This is a genomic window from Pseudomonas sp. FP2254 (assembly GCF_030687695.1).
Taxonomy (GTDB): Bacteria; Pseudomonadota; Gammaproteobacteria; order Pseudomonadales; family Pseudomonadaceae; genus Aquipseudomonas; species Aquipseudomonas quebecensis.
Genome location: NZ_CP117444.1, coordinates 2,103,611 through 2,125,901, shown reverse-complemented (window position 1 = coordinate 2,125,901; position 22,291 = coordinate 2,103,611). Strand labels below are relative to the sequence as shown.

The 22,291-nt window shown below is 60.6% G+C and carries 20 protein-coding genes; 10 read left to right on the top strand and 10 right to left on the bottom strand.

All coding sequences use genetic code 11. From position 1 onward, the window contains the following. The first annotated feature begins 64 nt into the window (after positions 1-64). Both PSH94_RS09880 and PSH94_RS09875 read left to right on the top strand, forming a co-directional pair. Complete coding sequence (locus PSH94_RS09880; RefSeq protein ID WP_305437299.1) at positions 65-4,906, top strand: RHS repeat-associated core domain-containing protein; 4,842 nt, start codon at positions 65-67, stop codon at positions 4,904-4,906. Positions 4,907-4,913: 7 nt separating this feature from the next. Next, positions 4,914-5,330, top strand: a complete 417-nt coding sequence (locus PSH94_RS09875; protein ID WP_305437297.1) for a hypothetical protein — start codon at positions 4,914-4,916, stop codon at positions 5,328-5,330. A 69-nt stretch (positions 5,331-5,399) separates the two neighbouring features. Here PSH94_RS09875 and hemB read toward each other — a convergent pair whose 3' ends face one another. The 3 genes from hemB to PSH94_RS09860 form a co-directional block, all read right to left on the bottom strand. Next, the gene (gene hemB, locus PSH94_RS09870) at positions 5,400-6,374 is read right to left on the bottom strand and encodes a porphobilinogen synthase (protein ID WP_305437295.1); all 975 of its coding nucleotides are present in this window, start codon (positions 6,372-6,374) and stop codon (positions 5,400-5,402) included. A 117-nt stretch (positions 6,375-6,491) separates the two neighbouring features. After that, positions 6,492-7,334 (bottom strand): PhzF family phenazine biosynthesis protein, encoded by an 843-nt coding sequence (locus PSH94_RS09865; protein ID WP_181081404.1) that lies wholly within the window; start codon positions 7,332-7,334, stop codon positions 6,492-6,494. 3 nt (positions 7,335-7,337) lie between these two features. Continuing rightward, positions 7,338-8,036: a glutathione S-transferase N-terminal domain-containing protein gene (locus tag PSH94_RS09860; protein WP_181081403.1), complete on the bottom strand. Its 699-nt coding sequence runs from the start codon at positions 8,034-8,036 to the stop codon at positions 7,338-7,340. 255 nt (positions 8,037-8,291) lie between these two features. On the opposite strand from PSH94_RS09860, the gene PSH94_RS09855 reads away from it, so the two are divergent. Both PSH94_RS09855 and PSH94_RS09850 read left to right on the top strand, forming a co-directional pair. Then, positions 8,292-8,993 carry a histidine phosphatase family protein gene (locus PSH94_RS09855; protein ID WP_253506436.1) on the top strand — a complete coding sequence of 234 codons (702 nt, stop codon included), beginning with the start codon at positions 8,292-8,294 and terminating at the stop codon, positions 8,991-8,993. A gap of 44 nt (positions 8,994-9,037) precedes the next feature. Further along, positions 9,038-10,093: a permease gene (locus PSH94_RS09850; protein ID WP_181081401.1), complete on the top strand. Its 1,056-nt coding sequence runs from the start codon at positions 9,038-9,040 to the stop codon at positions 10,091-10,093. 83 nt (positions 10,094-10,176) lie between these two features. Here PSH94_RS09850 and mnmH read toward each other — a convergent pair whose 3' ends face one another. The 4 genes from mnmH to PSH94_RS09830 all read right to left on the bottom strand — a co-directional run bounded on the left by mnmH (position 10,177) and on the right by PSH94_RS09830 (position 13,435). Continuing rightward, a complete protein-coding gene (gene mnmH, locus PSH94_RS09845) occupies positions 10,177-11,280 on the bottom strand; it encodes a tRNA 2-selenouridine(34) synthase MnmH (RefSeq protein WP_305437292.1) in 1,104 nt (367 codons plus the stop codon). Continuing rightward, complete coding sequence (selD, locus tag PSH94_RS09840; RefSeq protein ID WP_181081399.1) at positions 11,280-12,314, bottom strand: selenide, water dikinase SelD; 1,035 nt, start codon at positions 12,312-12,314, stop codon at positions 11,280-11,282. Before selD ends, mnmH begins: the two co-directional genes overlap by 1 nt. Before the next feature lie 94 nt (positions 12,315-12,408). Continuing rightward, the gene (locus tag PSH94_RS09835) at positions 12,409-13,158 is read right to left on the bottom strand and encodes a TerC family protein (protein ID WP_181081398.1); all 750 of its coding nucleotides are present in this window, start codon (positions 13,156-13,158) and stop codon (positions 12,409-12,411) included. A 28-nt stretch (positions 13,159-13,186) separates the two neighbouring features. Further along, positions 13,187-13,435, bottom strand: coding sequence for a hypothetical protein (locus PSH94_RS09830; RefSeq protein ID WP_305437290.1), 249 nt, complete (start codon positions 13,433-13,435; stop codon positions 13,187-13,189). Positions 13,436-13,570: 135 nt separating this feature from the next. On the opposite strand from PSH94_RS09830, the gene nhaR reads away from it, so the two are divergent. Continuing rightward, the gene (nhaR, locus tag PSH94_RS09825; protein ID WP_181081396.1) at positions 13,571-14,473 is read left to right on the top strand and encodes a transcriptional activator NhaR; all 903 of its coding nucleotides are present in this window, start codon (positions 13,571-13,573) and stop codon (positions 14,471-14,473) included. 140 nt (positions 14,474-14,613) lie between these two features. Next, positions 14,614-15,825: a serine/threonine transporter SstT gene (gene sstT / locus PSH94_RS09820; protein ID WP_181081395.1), complete on the top strand. Its 1,212-nt coding sequence runs from the start codon at positions 14,614-14,616 to the stop codon at positions 15,823-15,825. Between the two features lie 85 nt (positions 15,826-15,910). Here sstT and PSH94_RS09815 read toward each other — a convergent pair whose 3' ends face one another. Both PSH94_RS09815 and PSH94_RS09810 read right to left on the bottom strand, forming a co-directional pair. Further along, entirely contained in the window at positions 15,911-18,703 is a 2,793-nt protein-coding gene (locus PSH94_RS09815; RefSeq protein WP_305437289.1) for a hypothetical protein, read from the bottom strand. Positions 18,704-18,904: 201 nt separating this feature from the next. Next, positions 18,905-19,414, bottom strand: coding sequence for a DUF1993 family protein (locus PSH94_RS09810; RefSeq protein ID WP_181081393.1), 510 nt, complete (start codon positions 19,412-19,414; stop codon positions 18,905-18,907). Positions 19,415-19,531: 117 nt separating this feature from the next. Between PSH94_RS09810 and PSH94_RS09805 the strand changes: the two genes are divergently transcribed. After that, complete coding sequence (locus PSH94_RS09805) at positions 19,532-20,182, top strand: YceH family protein (RefSeq protein WP_285429388.1); 651 nt, start codon at positions 19,532-19,534, stop codon at positions 20,180-20,182. Between the two features lie 75 nt (positions 20,183-20,257). On the opposite strand, the gene PSH94_RS09800 is transcribed toward PSH94_RS09805, so the two are convergent. Further along, positions 20,258-21,076 (bottom strand): shikimate 5-dehydrogenase, encoded by an 819-nt coding sequence (locus PSH94_RS09800; RefSeq protein ID WP_305437288.1) that lies wholly within the window; start codon positions 21,074-21,076, stop codon positions 20,258-20,260. A 156-nt stretch (positions 21,077-21,232) separates the two neighbouring features. On the opposite strand from PSH94_RS09800, the gene PSH94_RS09795 reads away from it, so the two are divergent. The 3 genes from PSH94_RS09795 (at position 21,233) to PSH94_RS09785 (ending at position 22,287) form a co-directional block, all read left to right on the top strand. Then, complete coding sequence (locus tag PSH94_RS09795) at positions 21,233-21,589, top strand: hypothetical protein (protein WP_181081390.1); 357 nt, start codon at positions 21,233-21,235, stop codon at positions 21,587-21,589. Between the two features lie 232 nt (positions 21,590-21,821). Then, the gene (locus tag PSH94_RS09790; RefSeq protein ID WP_003173044.1) at positions 21,822-22,016 is read left to right on the top strand and encodes a hypothetical protein; all 195 of its coding nucleotides are present in this window, start codon (positions 21,822-21,824) and stop codon (positions 22,014-22,016) included. A gap of 91 nt (positions 22,017-22,107) precedes the next feature. Then, the gene (locus PSH94_RS09785; protein WP_181081389.1) at positions 22,108-22,287 is read left to right on the top strand and encodes a hypothetical protein; all 180 of its coding nucleotides are present in this window, start codon (positions 22,108-22,110) and stop codon (positions 22,285-22,287) included. Positions 22,288-22,291 lie beyond the last annotated feature (4 nt).

Below are 22,291 nucleotides of genomic sequence, written 5' to 3'. Positions count from 1 at the left end.
TCACACAGTGCGAAGGATTGCAGATGGTTTTTTTCGTTATGGCCCTGATTGATAGGGCCGCCTCATGATAGGCGCGACCAGCGAAGCCATTGGCTTTCTGGTACTCGCCGCCCTGGATGCAAAGACCCGCGACGTCGAGTCGGTACTCAGGGATTTTCGCGGATGCCTCAATAGTTACGACGCCTGGGCCGAGAATGTCCTCAGCTTTTCGGCGCTGAATATCGAGCAGGTGTTCAAGGCCGGGGACGAAGCGGAGCGGGTCGCGCCGATCAACCGCTCGCTGTTCCCCAGCAGCACCGTTGCAGCATGCCGGGCCGACGGCACCTTGACCTTGGTGCATCGGTTCCAGAGTTCACGGTTCGTACCCATCGGCAATACACCGGTGATCCTCCAGCGCGTCGATGCAGACGGCACGCTGCTGGGCGAGCCGATTCATAAAACCATCGGGTCCAGCGGCATTCTTGAAGTCAAGGAATGCGAACGCAACCAGCGCTACCGCATCCACTTCTACCCGAATGTATCCGCCGCGCATTTCAAGGCGCTGTACGCCTCTTATCAGGCGGTCATCACGCCGCTGGAGGCGTGGCTGCGCAGCGAATGGTCCGCCACCTTCGAACCGCTGTGGCAGGGCTACTCCGAGGCGAACTTCCTTAAGCGCTACCTCTCGCTCCACGCCGCCTACGCGCGCGGATTCGGCGAAGCGCTGTACTCGCTGTGGGACAGCCTCAAGCAACTGTTCCAGTGGCTGTCGGACCCGGTGGCCCATGCCGAGCAATGGCTGCGGTATCTGTCCCAGGCCGAGTTTGACCAGTTGCTGGCGCTCGGTGCCGACGCTATTGCGACGGGCTTGCTGATGCTCAGCGATGAGCCGTTGTTGTTCATTTACCTGGCGGCGATGGTCAGTTGGATGCGCCTGCTGCCACCGCCGTATATGAACGAGCTGCTCGGTGAAATCACCGGCGAGGTGCTGATCAACCTGTTGCTGATCTGGACCACAGCGGGCATGGGCGTGGTGGTTCGCCTGGGCGCGCAGGTGCTGGGCGGGATCAAGTCGCGGCGCGCGCGCGAGTGGTTGGAACACTTGGCCAAGGAGTTTGGCAAGGTGCGCGTCGAGGGGCACGCCGAGGTGGCCAGGCCGGTGTTGCTCGGCAGTCAGGCCACAGCGATCAACACGCCACCGGTGGGGCCGCTGAAGGTTGGGGAGCAATGGGTTTCCAACCCGGTGATAGCGGCGCGCGACAAGACGCAGAGGACGGTGTTGGTGCGGCAGGAGCCCGTGGACGATGTGCCTGTTTCGGGGAAAAACCCGAACGGGGATGCGGCAGTTTCTTCGGATAAGACCGTCACCAACGGCTGCCCGGTGTCGATGGTTACCGGGGAGGAACTGCTGACCCTGACCGATGGCACGTTGGATGGGATTTTGCCGTTTGAATGGACACGGCTGTATCGCACCAGTGCGGTGGAAGTGGATGTTGGGTTGGGGTTTGGGTGGAGTCATTCGCTGGCGCAGCGGCTGGTGGTCGACGGCGACTCAGTGGTGTGGACGGATCATGAGAACCGGTCGATCACCCTGCCCTTGCCCACAGTTGTTCGACCTGCAATCACCAATAGCTTGGCCGAAGCGGCGATCTATCTGGGGGCTTCGCCGGATGAGCTGGTGCTGGCGCAGGCCTCGCGGTTCTACCACTTTCGCGATGGCGCATTGGTCTCGATCAGCGATGCGTATGACAACCGCCTGCGTATTGCTCGGGATTTTTCCGGGCGTATCGAGCGAGTGGATAACGGTGTCGGGCGTTCGCTGTTCCTGCGCTATGCATTTGGCCGCATCGTCGCGGTGGACTATCAGGTCCAGCGCGCCAAGGGGCATGAACCCTTCGAGTGGGTGACCGAGCAGACCGTTGTTTCCTACGCCTATGACGACCTGGGCCGACTGGTCTCGGCGACCAATGCCGTCGGTGAAAGCGAGGTGTACCGCTACGACGATCAGCACGTCATTGTGGAGCGCGGCCTGGCTGGTGGGGCGAGTTTCTTCTGGGCGTGGGAACGGGCCGGCAAGGCCGCCCGCTGCGTGCGGCACTGGGCAAGCTTCTCGCAGATGGACACGCGGTATGTGTGGGGCGATGACGGCCAGGTCACGGTGCACAACGCCGATGGCAGCCAGGAAGTGTATGTCCACGATGACCGCGCACGCCTGGTGCAACGTATCGATCCCGATGGCGCGCAGCACTTCAAATCCTACGACGAAAAAGGCCGGCTGACAGTCGAGCAGGACCCGCTGGGGGCGGTAACGGCGTATCAGTACGACGAAGCCGGACGCTTGGTGGCGTTGTTTCCTGGGGATGATGAGCCAACAACCTACGAGCATGACAACGGTTTCGTACGCGTGGTGCGCCGGGGTGGGGCGGTTTGGAAGTACGAGCGCAATGACCAGGGCGATGTCGTTCGTAAGATCGATCCCGATGGGCATGTCACGGATTACAGCTACAACAAATACGGACAACTGACCGGGGTTTGGTACCCGGATCACAGCTGCCATCGGCTGGTGTGGAATGAACGCGGTCAGCTCATTGAGGAGCAACTACCCAATGGCGGGATCAAGCGCTATCGCTATGACGACCTGGGCCTCGAGGTGGCGCGCGAGGATGAATTCGGCGCGCTGACCCAGTATCAGTTGGACGGTGTGGGCCGGCTGATTCGTCTGACACTGCCAGGGGGTGCCTGTAGGGAATACAGCTACAACCCCTACGGAAAAATCACCGCCGAACGCGACGAACTCGGCCACGTCACCCGCTACGACTACGCCGACGGCCTGCACCTGATCAGCCGCCGCCTCAACGCCGATGGCACTCAGGTCAACTACCGCTACGACAACGTGCGGTTGTTGCTGACCGAAATCGAAAACGAAGTCGGCGAAACCTACCAACTCGACTACCACCCCAACGGCCTGATCCGGCAGGAAACCGGGTTCGACGGCCAACGCACCGCGTACACCTACGACCTCAACGGCCACCTGCAGGAAAAGACCGAACACGGCGACGACGGCAGTCAGCGCATTACCCGTTATGCGCGCGACCACGCCGGTCGCCTCGTACGAAAAACCCTGCCCGATGGCAGCGTCGTTGAATATGCCTACGACCGCCAGGGCAATCTCCTCAGCGTCGACGACGGCCACTGGGCGTTGGCCTACGAATACGACCGCCAAAACCGCCTCACCGCCGAACACCAGGGCTGGGGCACCCTGCGCTACGGCTACGACGCCTGCGGCCAGCTCAAACATTTGCGCCTGCCGGACAACAACCGCGTGGTGTTCAACCACGACAAGGGCGGGCATCTCGCCACCGTCGAACTCAACGGCAAACCGCTGACCTCACACCTGTTCAAATCCGGTCGGGAGCATCAGCGCCAACAAGGCCAACTGCTCAGCCACTACCACTACGACGACCAGCAGCGCCTGCACGCCCACGCCGTCACCCATCAGACCCATCCGCTCTACCAGCGCCAATACGACTACGACCAAGCCGGCAACCTCACCCGCCTGCTCGACACCCGCAAAGGCGAACACCACTACCGCTACGACCCGCTCCAACGCCTGACCCGCGCCGACCATTCCCACGACGTACAGGAACGTTTCGCCCACAACCCGGCCGGCAACCTGCTGATGCAAAACCGCCCCGGCCCCGACATCGTCGCCGGCAACCGCCTGATGATCCAGGGCGACCGCCACTACACCTACGACGCCTTCGGCAACCTGATCCAGGAACGGCGTGGCAAGGGCCGGCAACTCGTCACGGAATACCGCTACGACTGCCAGCACCGGCTGATCGAAATCGCCCAGCCTAACGGCCAAACCGCCAGCTACCGATACGACCCGTTTGGGCGACGCATCAGTAAGACCGTCGATGGCATAACGACAGAGTTTTTCTGGCAAGGCGACAAGCTGATCGCCGAACACCAGGCCGACCGCCACCGCAGTTACCTCTACGAACCCGACAGCTTTCGGCCGTTGGCACTTTTAGAAGGCTTCGGCCCCAAAGAGACAAAACCCTACCACTACCAACTCGACCACCTCGGCACACCCCAGGAACTCACCACCCCCGAGGGCGATATCGTCTGGTCCGCCCACTACCGCGCCTACGGCGAAATCGCCCGCCTCGACGTAGGCAACCTCGACAACCCCCTGCGCTTCCAGGGCCAATACTTCGACAAAGAAAGCGGTCTGCACTACAACCGCCATCGCTACTACAATCCGGATATCGGCCGCTACCTGACGCCGGACCCGGTGAAGTTGGCGGGTGGGATCAATGGGTATCGGTATGTGCCTAATCCGACGGGATGGGTGGATCCGTTAGGCTTAAGCACCTGCCCAGGTGAAGAATGTAAGCCTAACGCTCCTCCTATCCTTGCGAATCCTACCGTTAACGAAGGCGCGCCCGCTCTACCTCAACTGGCGCGCACTGAGCGAAAGACGAGAATAGATGAACTGACAGAAAAAAATGCAAAACGAAGAGTGCTGGGTTGGGAGCAGGAATACAACATGCATTCGGTTGAAAAGCATGGGCCTGATATAACTGACAGGGCCTTAAAGCAACGTTCTATAGATGGAACAAACCCAACCACCGGGGAAATAGGGCCTGTAGCCTCCAGCTCACAATTTAAGTCTTGGAAAATGCAGCTTCACGCCATAAATAAGACGATGGGTAGAGTGCAGGGGAATGCGCCATCTCCTACAGGTTTCGATGGAAGAGGTAACCCTGTGGTTGTGGTAGAGCTACCCGGTGCAGGACGGGGCTACAAACCCAACAGCAGGGACGTAAACAACCCAAGGTACATTGAAAATATGAATAGAGCAGAGATCAGATTTGATAGAAACAATACAACTAAACCATTTACCGCATTCCCTAAGTGAGCTCACGATGTTGAAATGCCCATTCATGAACACGCCTTACACTCCGAACATCTCTCACATAATCGGAGCCTTATCGATATACGACCTTGAGGGCACAGTTGGAAAGGAATTATGGAAATACGATCCAAACAATGAAAAAGATAGAGAAAAAATTATAATCTCTTATATTTTGAAAGAGCTTATGTATCTATCATACAGACATCGCTTTGTACTGATATCTGCACTTCGCGATGCATTAGACAACTCCGAATTTGACTTCTCGAAACCATTCGAAAGCGATTACGACGAATATATAACTATGGCCTGGAATGAAACAGAAATCGTCAACCCACGAGGTTTCTTCGCCGACATTTATAGGCTCGCCAACGAGGTCTGGAAGGACGACCTCCAAAAAGCCAGCCTTGAAGACCAGTCAACGTGGTAACACCACCACTCCCTCTCACAACCCACTCCTGTGGCGAGCGTTCACTCACCACAGGTTTTTGCGCTGTTCTTAGATCCCCGCCAACGCCAAATCCATCGCAAAGTACGTAAAAATCAAATCCGCCCCCGCACGTTTGATCGACCCTAACGTTTCGCGCACGACCCGATCCTCATCAATCGCCCCCGCCTGAGCCCCAAACTTGATCATCGCGTATTCACCGCTCACCTGATACGCCGCCACCGGCAGGCGCGAGGCTTCACGGATGTCGCGGATGATGTCGAGGTAGGCACCCGCCGGTTTGACCATCAGCGCGTCGGCGCCTTCCTGTTCGTCGAGCAGCGATTCGCGCACCGCTTCGCGGCGGTTCATGGGGTTCATCTGGTAGCTTTTGCGATCGCCCTTGAGTGCGCTGCCACCGGCTTCGCGGAATGGGCCGTAGAGGGCCGAGGCGAATTTGGTGGAGTACGCCATGATCGGGATGTGGGTGAAGCCGGAGTCGTCGAGGGCGCGGCGGATGGCCTGGACCTGACCGTCCATGGCGGCCGAGGGTGCAATCACGTCGGCACCGGCACGGGCGGCGGCCACGGCTTGTTTGCCGAGGTTGACCAGGGTCGCGTCGTTGTCGACGTGGGCACCGTGCATCACGCCGCAGTGGCCGTGGTCGGTGTATTCGCAGAAGCAGGTGTCGGACATCACCACCATTTCCGGCACAGCGTCCTTGATGATCGAGGACATGCGCGAGACCAGGCCGCGCTCTTTCCAGGTGTCGCTGCCGCTGGCGTCCAGGTGGTGGGACACGCCGAAGGTCATCACCGACTTGATCCCGGCACGGGCAAATCGCTCGATCTCGCCGGCCAGTTTCTTCTCAGGGATGCGCTGCACACCCGGCATGCTGGTGATCGGCACGAAGTCGTCGATTTCTTCCTCGACGAAAATCGGCAGCACCAGGTCGTTGAGGGTGAATTCGGTTTCCTGGAACAGACCACGCAGCTCCGGGGAGCGGCGCAGGCGGCGTGGGCGGGCTTGGGGGAACTGGCTGGTCATGGCTTTCCTGAAAAAATGGCAGAAATCTTTGGGGCGAAAGCTTATGCCCCTTGGCCCCGGCAGCACAAACGCCAAGGGGCGAACAGTGTATTGCGAGGCACGCAATAATGTATTGATCTAGAGCTGTAGACGCCCTTCGATGCACACGGCGACGGCGCCGCCGACCCAGATTTCATCGCCTTGACGCTCAACCCGGATGCGCCCCGCGCGCCCCATGGCAGTGCCTTGACTGACGATGTAGCACGGCGGCGCAAGCCCTTCGCCGAGCAGCCATTGTGCAACGCCGGCATTCAGGCTGCCGGTGGCCGGATCTTCCTGGGCGCCATCGCCTGCGACAAAGGCACGCACCTCGAACTGCGCGTCCACATCGTCGCGCGCCGGGTCGCAGGGGGCGATCACGCCGACGGCCAACCCCAATAGCTGTGAATAGTCCGGCTGCAACGCCAGGACCTGGTCACGATCAGCCAGCATGACCGCAAGCCACCCTGCGCCATTGTCGACCCACTGGCTGCGCACGATGCTGTCCGGCGGCAGCCCCAACCCCAGGCGTACCCGCTCAAGCAGCGCCGCGTCCACGGTGCCTGACCGTAACAATGGCGGCGCAATAAATGCCAGCTCGGCGCCTTGGCGACGGATACGCACCAGGCCGATTTCACACTCCTGGATAATCTCCTCGCCCCTGGGCCTGCCTCCGGCCTGGAGCCACGCCTGGCAACTGCCCAGGGTCGGATGACCGGCGAAGGGCAACTCCTGCAACGTCGTAAAAATCCTCACCCGGTAGTCAGCACGAGGATCGCGCGGAGTCAGCAAAAACGTGGTTTCACTGAGGTTCGTCCACTTGGCGAAGTCGGCCATCTGTGGGTCGCTGAGGCTGTCGGCACCGAGGACGACGGCCAGCGGGTTGCCCTTGAGCGATACGCTGCTGAATACATCCAGTTGTTTGAAATCGAAAGTCGGCATGGATCAGCTCGGAATATTCAGGCCACGGATCACGGCCGGGCGGGCGACAAAACCGTCGAGCGCACGCAGGACGTTGGGGAAGTCCGCAATTGCGACCAGATCGCCGGATTCATAAAAGCCGATCAGGTTACGAATCCAGGGGAAGGTGGCGATATCGGCGATGCTGTAGTCGTCGCCCATGATCCAGGTGCGGCCCAGCAGGCGTTTCTCCAATACCTGCAGCAGGCGCCGCGACTCGGCGGCGTAGCGGTCCCGAGGGCGTTTGTCTTCGTAGTCCTTACCGGCGAATTTGTTGAAGAACCCCAATTGACCGAACATCGGCCCGATGCCGCCCATCTGGAACATCAGCCATTGAATCGTTTCATAACGGGTGGCCGGGTCTTCGGCGAGCAACTGGCTGGTTTTTTCCGCCAGGTAAATCAGGATCGCCCCCGACTCGAACAACGCCAGCGGCTGACCGCCGGGGCCGTTGGGGTCGATGATCGCGGGGATCTTGTTGTTGGGGTTCAGGGACAGGAATTCGGGAGACAGTTGGTCCTGAGTCTCGAAACTGACCTTGTGCGCTTCATACGGCAGGCCCAGCTCTTCGAGCATGATCGAGACTTTGACGCCATTGGGCGTAGGCAACGAATACAGTTGCAGACGTTCAGGGTGCCGGGCAGGCCATTTGCTGTTGATCGGGAAAGCGGCAAGTGCATTCATCGGGACGGCCCCAGGGACGGAAAGCCCCCATGATAGTCATCCCCGCGCAGTCGTGCATGGGTCATCAATGCGCAACATCGTCTGGCTATTATCCCGCCGAGGAGAACCAATGCGCCCCGCTGCACTCTTAAAAGCGCTCACACGGTGAATGGAGGCACCTGGCTATATCGACAGGGAACACCGCAGGACGCAAACGGCGTCACTGGGGCCAGGCTTGTCCGCCTTAACGCGACGCATGAAGACTCGAACCTACTGATGACGATCAAGCCTTTACGCCTTGTGCAACGACTCAAACGCTATTCCTACATGATGTTGCCGCTGCTGCTGGTCAGCGGCGCAACGTTAGCCATCCTCGATGCGCCGCAAAGTCGCGCCCAGCCGGTGGATGGCGTACAGACCCTGGTGTTCCTGCGCCATGGCGAAAAACCTGCCGGCGGCCTGGGCCAACTCAACTGCCAGGGTTTGAACCGCGCGATGAACCTGGCTACCGTGTTGCCGGAAAAATTCGGCCCGGCCAATTTTGTGTTCGCTCCCAACCCAACGCGCAATGTCGAGGAAGGCGAGCGGGACAATTCCTACAGCTACATTCGTCCCCTGATGACCATCAGCCCCAGCGCCATCAAGCTCGGCCTGCCGGTCAACATCAACTTCTCGGCCAATGACACCAGCGACCTGGCCGATGAGTTGGTCGAAGACAAATACCACAACGCCACCATCTACACCGCCTGGTCCCATGGCTATCTGCCGGAGTTGATCAACAAGGTGGCGAGTGAGGCGTCGGGCGAGAAACACACCATCACCGACGATTGGTCCGGCAGCGACTACGACACTCTCTACGTGCTGACGCTGACCTGGCACAACGGCAAGGCTTCGCTGTTGAGCCGCAACTACCAGCAGGGCCTGAACGACGGCGATCAGACTTGCCCGGAACCGACACAGGTGAGCGCCGACAGCTGACAGCGTATGATGCGCGGCTATCGTCTCATCTGCGGATCATCCCCATGTCCAACCTTCTCTCCACCCAGCCCGTCCGGGGCTGGTCGTTCTGGTGGAAACCGGCGCTGTTCCTGCTGGTGGCCTGTGTCGGCCTCTACTACGTAAAGTGGTCGCCCTACTATGTGAAGGCGTTTGTGGCCGCCGACAACCACAGCATCGGCGCCTCGATTCTCAATGATCAGCAAAGCTCGCCCCTGGCGGCGGCGCTGGCCTACGCCCAGGTGTATTTCCTGGCGATCTGGAAAGCCGCCGTGCTGGCGGTGATTCTCGGCTCGCTGCTGCAGGTGCTGATCCCGCGTGACTGGTTGCTGCGCCTGTTCGGTCGGGCCGGGTTGGGCTCAACCGTACGCGGCGGTCTGTTTGCCTTGCCGGGAATGATGTGCAGCTGCTGCGCGGCGCCCGTGGCGGCGAGCATGCGCCGGCAACAAGTGTCGGTGGGCGCGGCGCTGGCGTTCTGGATTGCCAACCCGGTGCTGAACCCGGCGACCCTGGTGTTCATGGGCTTTGTGCTGGGCTGGGGGTTTACCGCGCTGCGCCTGGTGGCGGGTATTGTGCTGGTGGTGGGCGTGTCGCTGGTAGCCCAGCGCATCGCCCGCCCCGATCAGGTGCCGGACGCCGCGCTGGAAGCGGTGGCCGATGTGAGCCAGGTCGAAGCCCAACCCTTTTTCAGCCGCTGGATGCGGACGTTGTGGCAGTTGTTCTGGAGCACCATTCCGGTGTACATCCTGGCTGTGCTGATCCTCGGTGCCGCGCGGGTATGGCTGTTCCCTCATGTGGACGGGGCCATGGCCAACAGCCTGGTGTGGCTGGTGCCGCTGGCGATCGTCGGCACATTGTTCGTGATTCCTACGGCGGCCGAGATCCCTATCGTACAAACCATGATGACCCTGGGCATGGGCACCGGCCCGGCCGTGGCCTTGTTGATGACGTTGCCGAGCGTGAGCCTGCCGTCGCTGCTGATGCTACGCAAGGATTTCGACGCGCGGGTGCTGGTGACGGTAGCCGGGCTGACCATGCTGATGGGCGTGGTGTGCGGGTTGATTGCGGTGGTGGTGCTTTAAACACGCGGCGGGGGGCTGAGGGCGCTATCGGGGGCAAGCCCCCTGCCACAGGCAACGCAGCGCGATAGGCCCCGGTATCGCCCTCACTCGCGCCGCGTACGCCGCTCGCGCAAATACTCCACCACGGCGCCCTGCTCGCCCGCGAACTCGATGCGGGCGCCTTTGCTTTCGCGCTGGAAAGCGTACATCGGGTCGTAGTACTCACGCAGCAGGCCTTCGATCCAGCCCCGGTGCAGGTCCACGGCGCCGCTGCGCGCCTGTTCGGCCAGGGCGTCCTGCAGGATCACCTGCAAGCGTTGGAACCGTTCGCCGCCCAGGCGTTTGTGGATATTGGCCAGGCTCTGGGTCAGCCGCTCGCCGAACAACGCCTGGCCCTGTTCGCCAAACGTGGCGATGAACTCGGCACACAGGTCGACCACGTAATCGCGCAGGATGCGTTCGACGCGCCCTTCAAGGCTGTCTTCCAGCCACACCATCGGAAACGTCTGCATGCCTTTGTGCAATGGCAATGGCAGCGCGCAGCTGCCGATCATGCGGCTTTCGTCCTCGACCACAAACTGCTCGATGCCGGCCGCGCGTTTTTTCAGCAGGTCCACGGCCAGGCGGTTTTCGAAGTCGATATTGGACGGTTGCGCCGTGGCGCGCTTGCCGAAGCTGGAACCGCGATGGTTGGCGTGGCCCTCCAGGTCCAGGGCATTGCGCAAGTGGCCGAGGACTTCGGTCTTGCCGGTGCCGGTCATGCCGCCAAGCAGCACGAAATCACACTGTTGGGTGGCGTGTTCCAGGGTATCGAGCAAAAACGTGCGCATGGCCTTGTAGCCGCCGCCGACGCGGGGGTAGTCGATACCGGCCTCCGTCTTGAGCCACTGCTGCACGATCTGCGAGCGCAGCCCGCCACGAAAGCAATACAGATAGCCATCAGGGTGAGCCTGGGCGAACTGTGCCCAGCGTTCGATGCGCTCGGCCTTGATCGCCCCGGACACCAGTTCATGCCCCAGGACAATGGAGGCCTGCTGGCCCTGCTGCTTGTAGCAGGTGCCGACACGCTGGCGTTCGTCATCGGTCATCAGCGGCAGGTTGACCACGCCGGGGAAGGCGCCTTTGACGAACTCGACCGGCGCACGGGTATCCATCATCGGCCGGTCGTTGAGGAAAATGCTGCGATAGTCGGTGACGTCAGTTGCCATCAAGCCACCTCTACCGCGTGGGTCTGTCGCTCGACCAGTTCACCGATGGGCGCCAGGCTCAGGCCCAGTTCAGCGGCCACGGCGTGGAATTGGGCGTCGCCTTCAGGGGTGACCGCGATCAGCAGGCCGCCGCTGGTCTGCGGGTCGCACAGCACGCGCTTGTGCAATTCCTGCAGACGTCCGAGCTTGCTGGCATAGCTGTCGAAATTGCGCAAAGTGCCGCCGGGCATACAGCCCTGCTCAAGGTAGTCCTCAATCCCCGGCAGGCGTGGGACCTTGGCGTATTCGATGCGTGCCGTCAGGCCGCTGCCGTCCGCCATTTCCACCAGATGCCCCAGCAGACCGAAACCGGTGACATCGGTCATGGCCGTGACGCCGGCCAATTTACCGAAGCGACTGCCGGGCTTGTTGAGGGTACACATCCAGTCGCGAGCCAGGCCAATGTCGGCCTCGCGCAACTTGCCCTTCTTCTCGGCCGTGGTGAGGATGCCGATGCCCAGGGGTTTGGTCAGGTAGAGCTTGCAGCCGGCGGTGGCGGTATCGTTGCGCTTCATATGGCGCTTTTGCACGATACCGGTCACGGCCAGGCCGAAAATAGGCTCCGGCGCGTCAATCGAATGCCCGCCCGCCAGGGGGATGCCCGCAGCATCGCACACCGAGCGGCCGCCGCGGATGACTTCACGGGCCACTTCCGGTGCCAGCACATTTACCGGCCAGCCCAGGATCGCAATGGCCATCAATGGATCGCCGCCCATGGCGTAGATGTCGCTGATGGCGTTTGTGGCGGCAATCCGGCCGAAATCGAAGGGATCGTCGACGATCGGCATGAAAAAGTCGGTAGTGGAGACCACGCCGCGCTCGTCGTCGATGGCATACACCGCCGCGTCGTCCCGCGAGGCATTGCCCACCCACAGGTTGGGGTCGAGGTTCTGTGCGCCGCTGCCGGCGAGGATCACTTCCAAAACCTGGGGCGAAATCTTGCAGCCACAACCCGCGCCGTGGCTGTACTGGGTAAGGCGAATCGGCTCGTTCATGCTGGACCTCAAGCTATCAAGTGCGCCGATTCTAGCAGACAGCAAAAGGCCGGCTGGGCTCTTATGAGCGCAGCCGGCCGGTTTGTTTCAGGGTTTACCGGCGCGCGGCGAGCAAACGCTTGTGGCGGTTGCGCCGGGCGATGTTCAGGCACTCAATGGCCGCCGAGAATGCCATGGCCGCGTACACGTAGCCTTTGGGCACATGGGCGCCAAAGCCTTCGGCGATCAGGGTCATGCCGATCATGATCAGGAAGCCCAGGGCCAGCATCACCACGGTCGGGTTGTCGTTGATGAACTTGGCCAGCGGTTCGGCCGCGACCAGCATCACAATCACCGAGGTCACCACGGCAATGATCATGATCGGCAAGTGCTCGGTCATGCCCACGGCCGTGATGATGCTGTCGATGGAAAACACCAGGTCCAGCAACAGGATCTGCCCGATGGCCGCGGCAAAGCCGATGCTCACGGCGTTACTGGTGCTCTCTTTCTCTTCGGGCTCAGGGTCCATGCTGTGATGGATCTCGGTGGTGGCCTTCCACACGAGGAACAGGCCACCGGCGATCAGGATCATGTCCTTCCAGGAGAACGCCTGGCCGAATACTTCGAACACCGGCGCGGTGAGCTGCACGATGAAGGCGATGGTGCTCAATAGGCCCAGGCGCAGGACCAGCGCCATGCTGATGCCGATGCGCCGCGCCTTGGCCCGGTGTTTTTCCGGCAATTTATTGGTGAGGATCGAAATAAAGATCAGGTTATCGATGCCCAGCACGATTTCCATCACGATCAGAGTCGCCAGGGCAATCCACGCGGTGGGGCTGGCGGCCAGTTGTACAAGGTAATCCATAGGTCAGTCCTGGTGGTGTGCTGGAGAATTAAGTTTCTTGATTGTTCGATTCAGCCTCTTTATCGGCCTGATCGTCCTTCTGGCGAGGGGTGATCAGGCCTTGGGTGGCTTCACTCAGCGCCTGCTCAGCGGCTTTCTGGGTGTCATCAATTGCCTGCTTGGCCGATTCCGAGGCCTTGCCGATCACTTGCTGCGCGCTTTTTTCGACCTGATCACAACCGCTGACCACCAATGAAAGCGCAAGCAACGAGGCCGCGCCGAAAGATTTGAGTGTCATGCTGTATCCCTCGTTAGAACATTGAGGCTCTACTAGTGGCCCCGCGATAGCGACGCATTCTATGCAGACGAACAGTTCAGGAAAATTCGTATTTTTCTGGCATATACTTCGACTTTTACGAAGTGACGGCTGACCATGCTCAATTACCGACAACTGCACTACTTCTGGGTTGTGGCCAAGACCGGCAGCATCGTGCGCGCCTGCGAGCAGCTGAACCTGACGCCGCAGACCATCAGCGGCCAGCTCAGCCTGCTCGAGCAAACCTTCGGTATCGCGCTGTTTCAGCGGGTCGGCCGTCAGCTCGAACTGACCGAGGCCGGCCGCCAGGCGTTGCCCTACGCCGAGCAGATGTTTCAGACCGGCAATGAACTGGAGGCCATGCTGCGCGCGCAGCCCAAGGAGCAGCAGATTGTGTTCCGCGTCGGGGTGGCGGATGTGGTGCCCAAGTCCATCGTCTACCGGCTGATCGCACCCACCATGGAATTGAGCGAGCCGCTGCGCATTACTTGCCGCGAGGACAAACTCGAACGGCTGCTGGCGGACCTGGCGATCCAGCGCCTGGATCTGGTGATTTCCGACAGCCCCATGCCCACGCATCTGGATATCAAAGGCTACAGCCAGAAACTGGGAGAATGCGGCATCAGTTTCTTCGCCACCCAGGAATTGGCCGATCGGCACGCCGGAACATTCCCACACTGCCTGCACGGCGCACCGCTGCTCATCCCCGGCGCGGAAACCGTGGTCCGCAGCCGCTTGCAGCGCTGGTTCGCCGAGCAGCAGATCCAGCCGAAGATCATCGGCGAGTTCGACGACAGCGCCTTGATGCAGGCGTTTGGTCAGTCCGGCAGCGGGATTTTCATCGCCCCCAGCGTGATTGCCGACGAGGTGGTGCGCCAGTACGGCGTAGCGTTGATTGGCCAGACCGACGCAGTCACCGAGTCGTTCTACGCCATCTCGGTGGAGCGCAAGGTCAAGCACCCCGGCATCGTGGCGATTACCGAAGGCGCACGGCGCGAATTGTTTACCGCCCTGCCCTGACGGCCCAGGCGAACCCCGGCGACCCGATGCCACAGCCGCCGGAGCGCGGGCCACGGCATGCTAGACTCCGCGACCTGCTTCCTACAGCCCTTTCTGATCGCTGGGCTGCGCACTTAAAAAAAACCAGAGACAACCTGCTTATGACTGCTGCCCCTTCCCTTCTTCAACGCCTGACCCGCGTCAGCCTGGTCACGCAAATCGTCATCGGTTTGATCGCCGGCATTCTCCTGGCTTTGCTGCTGCCGGAGGCGGCCAAAGCCACCGGGTTTATCGGCAAAGTGTTTGTGACTGCGCTCAAGGCCGTGGCGCCGATCCTGGTGTTTGTGCTGGTGATGGCCTCGATTGCCAACCACAAGCACGGCCAGGAAACCCATATCAAGCCGATCCTGTTCCTGTATTTGCTGGGCACGTTTGCTGCTGCCGTGGTCGCGGTGATTGCCAGCATGTGGTTCCCGTCATCGTTGGTGCTCGCCACCCATGACGCCACCGTGAGCGCACCCGGCGGCATCGGCGAAGTGCTGCAAAGCCTGCTGTTGAGCGTGGTGGACAACCCGGTGAGTGCGCTGATGAACGCCAACTTCATCGGCATCCTGGCCTGGGCCATCGGCATGGGCGTGGCCATCCGGCATGCCGGCGAAACCACCCGCACCGTGCTCGATGACCTCTCCAACGGCGTGACGTTGATCGTGCGCGTGGTGATTCGCTTCGCCCCGCTGGGTATCTTCGGCCTGGTGGCCTCGACCCTGGCCACCTCCGGTTTCGGTGCCCTGCTCGGCTACGCGCACCTGCTGATGGTGCTGATCGGCTGCATGCTGTTTGTGGCGCTGGTGATCAACCCGGCCATCGTGTTCTGGAAGCTGCGGCGCAATCCGTATCCGCTGGTGCTGCTGTGCCTGCGCGAAAGCGGCATCACCGCATTCTTCACCCGCAGCTCGGCGGCGAACATCCCGGTCAACCTCGCGTTGAGCGAGCGGCTGGGCCTGCATGAAGACACCTACTCGGTGTCGATCCCGCTGGGCGCCACCATCAACATGGCCGGCGCCGCGATTACCATCACCGTGCTGACCCTGGCCGCCGTGCACACCCTGGGCATCAGTGTCGACCTGCCGACCGCCGTGTTGCTCAGTGTGGTCGCGGCTATTTGCGCCTGCGGCGCCTCGGGCGTGGCCGGCGGTTCTTTGTTGCTGATTCCCCTGGCGTGCAGCCTGTTCGGCATTCCGAGTGAGATCGCCATGCAGGTGGTGGCCGTAGGTTTCATCATCGGTGTGCTGCAGGATTCGGCGGAGACCGCGCTGAATTCGTCCACCGATGTGCTGTTCACCGCGGCTGCGTGTCTGGACAAACAAAGATAACCGACCTGCCGTCCATCAACTATCCCCGGGGCGGTCTGTTCAAGGTCCGTCCCAGGGCGGCAGTCCGGCGTCGGCCTGGAAAGAATCAGGCACTGGCGCTATCAGGACTGAAGCCTACAAGCGGTACCCCAAACCGCGTACGAGTTGTTCGATCATAGCCGTACCATTTCCCGGTAACGTCATCCAGTTGAGCCGTGATCCGCGCTGAGTTACCACCGGGAATGGTGTACGTGCCGGTGCTGAGCCCCTCCGTTGTATCCCGGTGGGCCCGGTCCACGCCACGATTCGCCGAAACGGCGCGCCAGGCGGAGGTGCCTTTACCCCATGCCGATTGCCACCAAGGCAGGCTTCTGGAAACGATGGCTTTTCCTCCGGCAAACGGGTTGGCAGCGCTGATCACCGCCCGTGTCACGATGCCGCCCGCCCTGCCCGCCAACCCAGGGCCCAGCTTCGCGATTTTAACGCCCGCGAACACGCCTCCCGCCACAAAACCCAACACATCAAGCGCCAGGAACCCAAGCCCCTCGCCCACCTTGCCCTTTTGAAACCTATCAATGGCTGATGCAAAAGGTACCAAGGTACGGGTCACCGCCTGTATCTCTTCAAACACAGTGACTTCGGTATCGAAGGTGGTGATGCCCCTGGCGTTCTTGGCGAACGCCTCGCGCTCCCCCGGTTTGAAAATATTGTTCAACACCGTATCGGCAATGTACTGGGTCCTTGCAGACGTGAAGGTTTGCAGCGCCCCAGGAGCCTTAACCCTTGCACTTCGCTTCTGCTGTTCCTCGGTGCTGTCCGCCACCACTTCACGAATCGAAGGGCGAGTGTGCGTTGTCTTGACCGAAAGCCCGACACGCGACCTCGAGGGGCTCGACCATTCACCTTGCAGGCCAGGCTTCAGGTCATCCGACAAATCGGGCCGTTTACGGATAAAACCCTGCTGAGGGTTAATCTCATAGACCGTCGTGGCTGCCCCGTACTTCGTCTTGAACAATAACGAACGGCTATCGGCGGGTTGCGCCGCGACCGTCGTAACGGGGCCTCGATGCCTTCCCGAGTACTGACTGCTGCGAGTGGTGGTTTCCTCTGCATAGACGCTCAGCTCGCCATACTCCAAGGCCTCTCTATCTTGCGCAGGCAACAGCGACATTAAGTGCTTGACGGTGACGCCCAGGGCGTTCGTAAGGGCGTCCTGATAATCGGTGATGTTTTTTTCAAAATCCTGGTTAATCGGGGGAATGCGCCGGAATGTTTCGAACATATCGTCAAAGGGCACGGCCGGGTCGGTGGAATACCAGCGGACATGCTTTTGGGGGCTCATGTAAATGTCCAGAATTGAATAAGGGCCTCGCAAGTCCTGATGATTCTGGGTGGGCATCAGTACCTTGGCTTCAAAATCGACATGACCGAATGTCCCCGAAAAACGCTCTTTGAGGATCTCGAGCGCCTTTTCCTTGAGGGGCACCAAGGGAGCGCGCTGCGCGTCCGAGGCTTTTTTCAGGGTGTCGAAGCGTTCGCTGGAGCGCGCGCGGGCCTTTTCGAGCTCTTCGTCCGTATAATTGTTGTCATCGCGTTTTTCGATGGCACCGTCCGCCACGGCCCAATGGATCAACCCCTCCCGCCCCGCCAACGCTTCAACGTCTTTTTCGGCGTTGGAAACAGGTTCGAGGTCGTTCTCGACCAACAGCTTGTAAGTCTGGCCTGCCGCCGCCCCCGGCGTATGGAAATTGGCCTTGGCTACGATAGTCTTGAGGCCGACCCATGCCGGCGAACCATACGTCACCGTATCCGGCACGTCCTTGACCAGCAATTCCGGGGCGTGGTGCGACAACAACAAGTGTGCAACCACCGGGGCGTTTCGGCCGTAGGTCGCCGCCAGATGGTCAGTGAGGCCCTTCACCACCGACGACAGGGGTTTGCCCCAGTTGTCGCGCTGCGACAGATCGTAGCCGGCCAGCTTATTTTTTTCGTTTGGGCGCATCACCGAATGGCCATTGGCGCCCACCTGAAGCAATGTGAGCAGCCAGTCCTCAGCACTGCCTGCCCCGTCGAACCGGGCGCGCATCTGCTCGCCTGCAGCTTGCGCGGCCGGTGTGTTTATCATTTTCAACAGCGCGGCACGCGGGTCTTTCAGATCGGCATCCGACCAGTGATAGCGTTGAAGCATCTGCACAGCGGCGTTATTCGACGATGGCAGCCCACCGGTTTTATACAGACCCTCGGCTTCTGAGCAAGAAGCCTTGTAAATGGCCTGCTGAGTGGTTTGATCGAGAGGAATCGGCCAGGACAACCCACCCCCCAGGTCACCGAATGGCGGCGGGGGCGATGCCCGAAGCAGGCGAAACACGGCCATGGCCATATTCTGTACCTCGAACATCGTGGTAGGTCGTTCCCAGCCAAGGCCGTCGATGAAGTCTAAAAGCTTTACCCTCTGCCCGGCCTTTGGCTCACCATCGAGTTGAAAGTCCGAATCAGGGTCCAGCTGGATCCATTGCCGGTCCAGATAGTTAATAAACCCTTCGGCACGGTCGTAAGATCGCCACCCCGGGTAGCGGTGGGCATGCCTGGCCGCCTCTCCATCCAAGACCTTAGGCGCCCTTATGTACAATAGTTGTAACGAATTCAATAGCTTATCGAGATCACGTCGATTGCCCGCGGCAGTTTTTTCGGCGCTCTTCGCTTGTTCAGCGCGTGCTTCGTCGGCTTCAGGGGACAGGGTTTGACCCACCGCTGTCGTGGCGTCGGACACCTCTCGCCGGGGTCGGGTGATCGGGGCGGGTAAAGCTGAAGAGGCGTCCTGACTGTCCAGCACGGGCGAGGACATGCCCGACGGAAAAAAACGCGATTCAATAGTCGACGGGTTGGGCGTTGTGATCATCTAGGCCTCTCATGCACTCAAGGGAACAGGGGGACGGGGCATATGCCTCATCGCCTCGTGAGTGCCGCTGCAGCAAGCTCTGGTTCACACGCCTGTGTGACTTTTAGCGACAAGACGCAGGATTCACAACGGCCGCCCATTAAAAAGCCCGGTGCCGTTCAACGAGGAACGGCACCGGGCTGCTTTTTTTGACCCTTGGGCTTAGAAGGCGCCCATGTAATCGCGCTTGCCCACTTCCACACCGTTGTGACGCAGCAACGCGTACGCGGTGGTGACGTGGAAGAAGAACTGCGGCAGGCCGTAGGTCAGCAGGTAGGACTGGCCGCTGAAGCGCTTCTCTTTAGGTGTACCTGGGCGGGTGACGATTTCGATGCCTTCCTTGCCGTCGATCTGCTCGGGCTTGAGGGTGTCGATAAAGGCCAGCACCTTGGCGATCAGCGCCTGCAGGTCGGCGAAGGTCACTTCGCTGTCGTCATATTTAGGCACTTCGATCTCGGCCAGGCGCGCGGAAACGCCCTTGGCGAAGTCAACGGCGATCTGCACCTGGCGCACCAGTGGGAACATATCGGGAAACAGACGCGCCTGCAGCAAGGCATTGGGCTCGATGTTCTTGGCAGCGGCGTGGGCTTCGGCCTTGTTCAGCACATCGCTCAGGGCGTTGAGCATTTGCTTGAACACAGGGACGGAGGCGGCGTACAGGGAAATAGTCATGGCAGTCTCATCGGTAATGGCAGGGTTGCAACCAGCGGCGATTATAGCCATGCCCGCTGCTTGTCTTTTATTTTTTCAGGGATAGGCTAATGGCCTTCACTGCATAGGGAACGCGCGATGACCGCCGAGCACGACACCGATACCCCCGAGCCGCGCCTGAACAGCACGGAAATACGCGTCCTGGGCTGCCTGATCGAGAAACAGGCGACCAACCCGGAAACCTACCCGCTGACCCTTAACGCCCTGGTACTGGCCTGCAACCAGAAAACCAGCCGCGAACCGGTGATGAACCTCAGCCAGGGTCAGGTGGGCCAGAGCCTGCGTGCGCTGGAAGGCCAGGGTTTTACCCGCCTGGTGATGGGCAGCCGTGCCGACCGCTGGGAGCACCGGGTGGACAAGGCGCTGGAACTGGTGCCGGCCCAGGTGATTCTGATCGGGCTGCTGTTCCTGCGCGGCCCGCAGACGGTGAGTGAGTTGCTGACCCGCAGCGGGCGCATGCACGATTTCGAGGACGCCGAACAGGTCGTGCACCAGCTCGAACGCCTCATCGCGCGCGGGCTGGCGGTACTGGTGCCGCGCCAGGCGGGGCAGCGGGAAGACCGTTACACCCATGCGCTGGGTGATCCGGCGGATATCGAAGCGATTATCTCCGCGCGCGGCACCCCGGTGGAGCGTGGCGCCGCCGGGGTGTCAGCCGAACGTATGGAAGAGCTGGAAGCGCGAATCGCCGCGCTGGAAGAACGCTTGGCGCAGTTGGAACAGGCTTGACCCCGTAAAAGTTGAGTCGGGGGGTGGTTCCTGATGGCGGTGAGTCGGTCAATACCCTCATCGCCTGATCGAGCTTTAGAGACGGGCAAACGCCACGGCTTTTTCGAACTGTTCCTGGGTAGGCCGCACACCGGTATAGAGCACGAACTGTTCCAGCGCCTGAATGGCGATCACCTCCAACCCGGTAATCACCTGTTTGCCTTGGCTTCGTGCGTGCACGATCAAGGGTGTTTCGGCTGGAATCGCCACCACATCGAAGACAGTCCGCGCAGTCTCGACAATGTCTGCGTCAAACGCCAACGCATCCGCCTCAGCGCCGCCAGCCATGCCGATGGGGGTAACGTTGATCAGCATGTCCGGGCGAAGGTCGGCCATATCTGCCTGCCAGGCATACCCCAGGTGATGGGCCAGTGCTCGCCCCGCCCTCTCATTACGTGCCACGATCACACCGTTGGCATAGCCACCGTCACGCAAAGCACTCGCCACGGCCTTGGCCATGCCGCCGCTGCCGCGCAGGGCGAAGGTCGAATCCTGTGGAACCGCGTGCTTTTTCAGCAGTTGTTCGACGGCGATGTAGTCGGTGTTGTAAGCCTTGAGATGGCCGTTGGTGTTGACGATGGTGTTCAACGAATCAATGGCTTGAACCGAATCGTCGAGTTCGTCCACCAAGGCAATGGCCGCCTCCTTGAATGGCATGGACACACCGCATCCGCGGATGCCCAGCGCCCGAATGCCGCTGATCGCGCCGGGCAAATCCTGGCTGCTGAAGGCCTTATAGTAGAAATTCAGACCCAACTGTTCGTACAGATGGTTATGAAATCGCAAGCCGAAATTACCGGGGCGCGCCGACAGTGACATGCACAGCTGGGTGTCCTTGTTGGGGTGCATCTGCATGGAAAACTCCTTTGAGTAAGCAAATCGGTACAGACCTTACACAACCTTTACCTAGCGGCCGTGCTGTTTTTTTGAAATACGTTGTCTTAAAAGTATCCCCGCGACATGACTTGAGTCCATTGAAGGCAGGACACGAGCGCTGGGGCTAACCGAGGAATGACCATGATTCGTACAATCCCCAAGATCGCCCTGCTGGTGGGTGCACTCGCTATGGCAGGCCAAGCTTCCGCCCACGGTGGTGGATGGGCTGGTCCGGCCGCCTTGGGTGCGTTGGTCGGCGCCGCCGTGGTGGGCTCCGTGGTTGCCAGCCAACCCCGTGAAGTCTATGTGCAGCAACCGGTGTATGTGCAGCCCCAGCCTGTCTACGCCGCACCGCCGCCGGTTTACTACGCGCCGCCGCCACCGGTTTATGTACAACAGCAGGTGTATTACCGCCCGGCACCGGTTTATTACGGCCCACCGCGTGGCTACTACTATGGCCCGCCCCATGGCTACTACCGTCACGGCTGGTAATAATGCATCGTCCAGCCTGAATCAGGCCTCGCGGTTACGCGGGGCCTTTTTTTTGCGACGACGTCCGGTTTTATCGCTTCAAGGTCGCTATGGGGACAATGCCGGGCGCGTATTCACACATGATTGACACCAATGTCTACTTGCCCGGACGGGGCTCGCGCTGTCATGTTTGCGTCACACAACCCTCTCACTATCGAGCCTGTCCACCCAATAACAATAAGGACGATTGACCATGCCCACGCAAAACCCGCACCGCACCGCCGGCCTCTGCACCTCCAGCAAGGTGTACAGCGCCCTGACCGAACTCAAGCACCTCGAAGGCCACCGCAGCGCGAAGTTCCTTGCCCTGCTCGCGGAAAACCTGGTGCGCAAGGGTCTGCTCAACGAGCAGGAAGTGGTGAGCATGCTCGATCAAGTGGTGGACTGACGCCTGGCATCGATGTTGACTATCGAGCCAGTTGATTTTTCCTCAGCCGCCATGGCCCGTAAGGTGACCCCTACCACGATTGGAGGTCCTTATGCCCAGTGTTCAGATCATGTCCGTCATCGGCAGTGCCGTCCCCGCCCCTCTGCGCGCCTCGGGTGTGCTGGCTTGCTGGTACCTGGTACGCGAAGGCGAGCCCATTACCGGCCCGCTCACCTCGTTGAAAGCCGCCGAACACCAGTTGCAAGCCACCACCTACCAATTGCAAGCGTGAAGCG